The sequence below is a fragment of the Paraburkholderia ribeironis genome, assembly GCF_900019265.1.
Taxonomy (GTDB): Bacteria; Pseudomonadota; Gammaproteobacteria; order Burkholderiales; family Burkholderiaceae; genus Paraburkholderia; species Paraburkholderia ribeironis.
This window is the reverse complement of the sequence record NZ_CYGX02000170.1, coordinates 1-5,759: the sequence shown is the minus strand read 5'-3', so window position 1 is coordinate 5,759 and position 5,759 is coordinate 1. Positions and strand designations below refer to the sequence as shown.

The 5,759-nt window shown below is 59.7% G+C and carries 5 protein-coding genes and 1 pseudogene; 4 read left to right on the top strand and 2 right to left on the bottom strand.

Annotated features, from left to right (window positions below):
- From BN2475_RS32885 to BN2475_RS32865, 4 genes and pseudogenes are all read left to right on the top strand, one after another.
- The coding region (locus tag BN2475_RS32885) for a transposase domain-containing protein (RefSeq protein WP_143326055.1) at positions 1 to 226 on the top strand (226 nt) is incomplete at its 5' end.
- 72 nt (positions 227 to 298) lie between these two features.
- A pseudogene (locus tag BN2475_RS32880) lies at positions 299 to 628 on the top strand (IS66 family transposase); the annotation flags it as partial.
- Positions 629 to 1,123: 495 nt separating this feature from the next.
- Positions 1,124 to 3,202 carry a recombinase family protein gene (locus BN2475_RS32870; protein WP_094783490.1) on the top strand — a complete coding sequence of 693 codons (2,079 nt, stop codon included), beginning with the start codon at positions 1,124 to 1,126 and terminating at the stop codon, positions 3,200 to 3,202.
- On the top strand, positions 3,199 to 3,897 hold the full coding sequence (locus BN2475_RS32865) for a gamma-glutamylcyclotransferase family protein (protein WP_245841769.1): 699 nt from the start codon (positions 3,199 to 3,201) through the stop codon (positions 3,895 to 3,897). Before BN2475_RS32870 ends, BN2475_RS32865 begins: the two co-directional genes overlap by 4 nt.
- 871 nt (positions 3,898 to 4,768) lie before the next feature.
- Here the strand turns inward: BN2475_RS32865 and BN2475_RS32860 are convergent.
- A complete protein-coding gene (locus tag BN2475_RS32860) occupies positions 4,769 to 4,954 on the bottom strand; it encodes a hypothetical protein (RefSeq protein ID WP_094783489.1) in 186 nt (61 codons plus the stop codon).
- The gene (locus tag BN2475_RS32855) at positions 4,951 to 5,586 is read right to left on the bottom strand and encodes a hypothetical protein (protein ID WP_245841767.1); all 636 of its coding nucleotides are present in this window, start codon (positions 5,584 to 5,586) and stop codon (positions 4,951 to 4,953) included. The genes BN2475_RS32860 and BN2475_RS32855 overlap by 4 nt, the downstream gene beginning before the upstream one ends.
- Positions 5,587 to 5,759 lie beyond the last annotated feature (173 nt).

The following is a 5,759-nucleotide window of genomic DNA, read 5'->3' as shown; positions in this document are numbered from 1 at the left end:
GAATGATCGCGAACCTGCCGTCGCACGCAAAAGCTTCCTGTTTGCCGATACAGTTGCTGGCGCACATGCGAGTGCGAATCTTTATTCGCTGGTCGAGTCAGCAAAAGCCAACGGCATCGACCCGTACTGCTACCTCACCTGGCTGTTCCAACGTCTGCCACTGGCGAAGACCGTCGACGACTACGACGCGCTGTTGCCGTGGAAGATGCCCGCCAATCTCCGCTGACCCTTCTCCCTACCACACAATTTACGCATCAGAGCACCCCTGAGTGGCGTCGTTCGTGGACCGCATACGTTCTACGATATCCACGTGCGCACGCCATCTGACACAACACAAAAGGCACTCGAATATATTGGCGGGCTCTATGACATCGAGGCCTCCATTCGCGGCAGGCCCGCCGCCGAACGGCTGCGAATACGGCAGGAGAAAGCCAGACCACTGCTTCAAATCTACGAAGCGTGGCTCAGGGCAAAGCTCGAAACGCTGTCCTCGAAGTCCGATACGGCCAAGGCGATCAACTACACTCTGAACCAGTGGAGCGCACTGACGTTGTATTGCGAAGACGGTACGCTCGAGATCGACAACAACATCGCGGAGAACGCGCTGCGTTGTGTATCCAGTTCCCGTTCATTCTGCCCATATCGGGCAAGAAGTTGAGGTCCACTATCGTTGGCATCCGCTGTATCGTCGTCGCGTCAAGGTTCGAGATGTTGAGCAGCGCGGCGGAGGTCGGGTCGTCCATGTGGACGCGGGCGACGGTGAGGTTTGGGTCATTGCCGGATGGATGTTGGATGCTGCGGTGTGCTCCGCTCTGATCCTTGGTGAACCCCGTGTCAACGTAACGGCCTTGTGCAATCTGCACCAACTTCTTGTCGATCGACATTTGCGCGGAAACTCACCGGACGATTCCACCATCGTCCGGGAGAAGCGCAATGCACAAGCCACCAAACGTCGTTCCCGCAGACCCGCAGTCGTTGCGACCGATATCGCACCAGTTGAACATGACGTTCGACCCGGTCGAGCTTCAGGGGATGAGTCCGGCGCAGCGGTCAAACGTCATCAGACACCTCGCAACCCTGCTAACGCAGGCCGCCGGCGTCGCGCTAACCAGGGAGCGTGACGATGAACAACGATGACCGTTTGCCCTCGCTGCTACTGAAGCGTAAGGCCGTGGTTTATGTTCGGCAATCGACGCAGACGCAGGTCCAGATGAACCTTGAGAGCAAGCGCCGACAGTACGACCTCGTGCAGGAGGCCCGGCGACGCGGATTCCGTGACATCGAAGTCATCGACGACGATCTGGGACGTTCAGCGAGCGGCACGGTGGCTCGACCCGGTTTCGAGCGTCTGGTTGCGTTGCTGTGTGCCGGTGAGGTTGGAGCAGTTCTATGCGCGGATGCCTCACGCCTCGCTCGAAACGGGCGCGACTGGCACCATCTTCTCGAGCTTTGCGGCCTTGTCGAAGCGCGCGTAATCGACCTCGACGGTGTGTACGATCCGTGCAGGGCAAACGACCGCCTGCTCCTGGGAATGAAGGGCAGCATTAGTGAGTTTGAGCTTAATGTGCTTCGTACCCGCATGCATGATGCCAAACGCCAGAAGGCGCACCGCGGCGAACTTCGTATCAGTGTGCCGATCGGCTATATCTGGCATCGTGAAGTCGGTCTGGGCATTGATCCAAACCTGCAATTGCAGGAAGTCATACGCCTGATATTTGTCCGTTTCCGCGAACTGGGTAGCGCAAGACAGGTTCTGTTATCGCTACGGGCTCAGCAGGTCCACTTCCCGCGCCCCTCTGACGGCAGGACGCTGACGCACTTTGACTGGATACCCGTACGCTACCGTAACGTGATCTCAGTGCTCAAGAATCCGTTTTATGCTGGCGCCTACGTGTACGGCAAGAGTGGCAAGCAGATGGCGATAGTAGATGGGCGTGCGCGCAAGAGCTATAAGCATCCCAAGCCGTTTGAGGAGTGGGATGTCCTGCTTCGGGAGCATCACGAAGGCTACATCGATTGGGCGGAATTCGAACGCAACCAGAAACAGCTCTCGGCCAACGCCTACGGCAAGGCGGGCGACGTAAAATCGAGCCGCGGTGGACGGGCACTGCTCGCTGGTCTGCTTGCCTGTGCGCACTGCGGGCGTCGCTTGTCAGTGGCCTATACTGGACGAGTCCCGCAGGCCGTCTATCGATGTGACCGCTTTGACATCCCGCCGCGATGCATGAGCTTCGGCGGTTCCCGCATCGATGCTGCCATCGGAAACGAACTTCTGCGTGTCGTGGAACCCCTGGCAATCGAAGCGGCTCAGCAGTCCGAGCATTTGCAAATGGATACCTTGAACGAGCAGCGGCGGATCGTGGAACTCGAACTGCAACAAGCCCAGTACGAGGCGACGCTCGCCGAGCGGCGATACGCCGCCTGCGACCCGGATAACCGTCTGATTGCCGCGCAACTGGAGAAGAACTGGGAGGCAGCATTACGTCGGGTACAGGCCTGTCAGGCGCGTCTGGAGACGGCGGAAGCACCGATGGCACCGGCAGCTTGCCCTGACTTCTCGAAGCTCGCTGAGAATCTCCAGGCGGCCTGGAACGCCCCTGGCGTGACCATGCGCATGCGCCAGCAGCTAGTCCGCGCGCTCATCGTTGATATTGTTGCAGACGTCGACGACGATGCTCGCGAAGTCATGCTGACGATCCACTGGCAAGGCGGCCAGCATTCCCAGCTAAGAATTCGCAAGCCCAGAACGGGCGAGCATGGATGCAGCACATCTGATGAGGCGCTCGCGGTTGTTCGCCGCATGGCAAGCCGATGGTCAGATCAGGACATCGCCGCATCGTTAAACCGAATGGGGTTGCGCACAGGTCAGGGCAAGACCTGGACTGCGCATCGTGTCAGTTCCATACGGCGAGTGCAGGACATCCATGCGTACAAGTCGGCTGAGAAGGATGGTGAATGGCTCACGATGTCCGATGCAGCGAAATTGCTTGGCGTCACCCACTACATGATCCGGCGGTTGATCAACGACCGGATTCTGCCAGCTGAGCAGGTGGTGCCCGACGCTCCATGGCAAATTCGTGCGAGCGATTTGCGCAGCGATGTGGTTACAGCGGCCTTATCGCGCAAACATCGTCCGTGTCGCGATGATGCGGAAGGCCAGATCCCAATGTTTACCGAGGTTTCGCAAGGAGGTGCACAATGAACGCCCCATTAGGATGGGCCGGCAGACCTGTTCCAATCCTTAATGCCGAGAACGGGCGGCCACTCATAACCCGCGAAGGCATGGAGACTCATGACCACAGCATCATGACCGTGCCGTTGCGTGCCATCCGGAAGCCAGGCGATCCGGCGGTCGAAGCATTACAAGACGCAGAGACCGGGCCGCCGGAGCCCACCGAATATTTCGCTTATGGGTCGAACATGGCGACCGCGCGGCTGCGGCAACGAATTCCGAGCGCCAAGCCGCTGGGGGTCGCCACCCTCTCTGGGCATGAACTGCGGTTTCACAAGCGTAGCAAGGACGGTTCGGGGAAGTGCAACGCGTTCGCGACTGATGACACTGAGAGCGCCGTGGTCGGTGTTATTTTTTGTTTTGATCCATCAGAACGTAGAGAACTCGACGCTGCTGGGGGTACCGGTAAGGGTTATGACGCCGCCATGGTGACGGTCGTCAATGACAAGGGCCGCAGGCGGAAGGTCCTGACATATATCGCCTCGAACGACGCCATCGACGAAAGCCTCCGGCCTTACAGTTGGTACAAGGATCATGTCTTGGCTGGCGCCCAGGAACATGGCCTCCCGCAAGACTACCTCGATGAACACATTGCAATGGTTGAAACGGTTGAGGACCCCGACGTCGCAAGGGCCTCAAAGGAGCGCGCGACTTACTCCGCGTAGCCCGAATCGCGTCACAGACTGTGCGGTTCGGCGTCGCGTCGCGTCCCGTCTCTCTCCCGCTCCTCCTCGCCAGCAGCCTCGAGGAGGAAACGGGCTTGCGCGGCCTTTCGCGAACCGCGATCAAGAGCGTAAGGACGATGGGCCCAACCGCCGATGCTCTACCGGTCCACGCCAGCACCGAATCTCGATGACCAATTTGGGCTGCGGTTCGGACGTTCGATTCAGCGTCTTGGACTTCGCTAGGTGGCCGACTGGCGCCTGACGCAGCGTCAGAGAACTGCCACTGACGGCGGCATGCACTCGGCGACATCGTCATAAAAGTACAGCCCCGTCGCTAACGCCTATTAGCGATATAGCTGCGTTTTTCAACGAAACTGCACACACGCTGATCGAACCGCCGGAACTCCGCCCTGCCCCACTGCGAGGCGAAGTGTCGAATTTAATACGGACTGAGCTGAAGTGACGTTTTTATTGTGCTTGGAGTGGAAGCAAAAAAGTCACTTTTGCGGGGTAAAGCGCCGTCTGGTAGGAATCGCGCCAGTGACACTTTTATTGCGTCCTACGTTGGCCGCCGCTATCTAGAAAGACGCCAGTAGCGGCGGCCCCGCGAAGTCAGCTTCACGTCAAGTGCTTTTTTAACTTGATTGAGTTCCGGCGCGGAAGACGCGCTTACGTAACTTGGGCGGATTGGCTATGGGCCCCCTGCCCGGATTCATGCCGGAGCATGACGGTGTAACGGCTTGCGGAGCACTTGGGCTTCCGTCCGGGCCAAGGTCAGTGCGATTATCGTTTTCCACCGGAATCCGGAAACACGTGACCGCCGTGCTGGTGCCGCAAAAGAAAACGGGCCTTGCGGCCCGTTGCTTCTGGTTCAGCGCTCAAGTCGCCACTCCGGCAACTCGGGGAATGTGCTGCGCGTCGAAGTCTTCGCCCGCTTGCGCAATTGCGCCTTCATCTCGGACGTGACAACGACCTTCTTGCCGGAGCGCGCGAGACGAACCACGACGGCCGGCTTGGACGCCGCCGCCTGTTTCGGTTTCTTCAGGGTTTCGCTCATATCAGCTCCTTTTCACGAAGATAGTCTAGCAGCTTTCGCCACGCGGGGCTGTCGGGCGCCAGGTCGAATTCCATCCACCGTTGCGTGCCATTGTCGCGCCACCACTGCCCGTCGATCGCCAGCACATCCTGGACGGTCTCGCACGCAGCAAACTCGGGATGTGCGCCGGTCTCGTCGGGCCCCAGCGGGGCATCGAAGCCGAGCTTCGGCCAGAAAAAGTACCCAATCATGTTCGGGTTGTGACCGCGGCCGCCCCCGGCAATCAACGAGATGTGGGTAAAACCCATCCGGTGAGCCGTCATCGCGCACAGCGCAAAGGCAACCGTGCCGAGATAGTCCGGCGCCTGCCGGCGTAGAAACAGGTGGTCGACGTGCACCGCGCGCGCCAGCCCGGCGTCGCCCTCGTCCAACTGCGGGACAGGGGGCTCGTCAGCTTCGGGCGGCACGGCGTCGGCATCGCCGAGATGAAGGGAGGCCCCATCGCGCTCTTCCTCGTAGATCCCGATGCGGTTTTTGTGCCCCTCATGGATCACTTCCCGGTTGACGACCGTGAAGTAGGTGCCGGGCAGCGCATCGTCCAGGCCGATCCCAGGCTGTTCCTGCTCACTGACGCGGGAGCCGTCGAACACCATCAGCAGGTGCGCGGCCTCCTCGCTCGTGAGTGTGATGTCCTCAAGCTGGAACGTGGAGGTCTCGTCCAGTTGCCGGCCGTCAAAGCGGAAGACACCCGTGAGGTGTGTCGTCGGGCTCTGATGTGATGGACGACTCCCGCTAAGCGGCGAAAGGATTTATGCCAAAGTGGAGA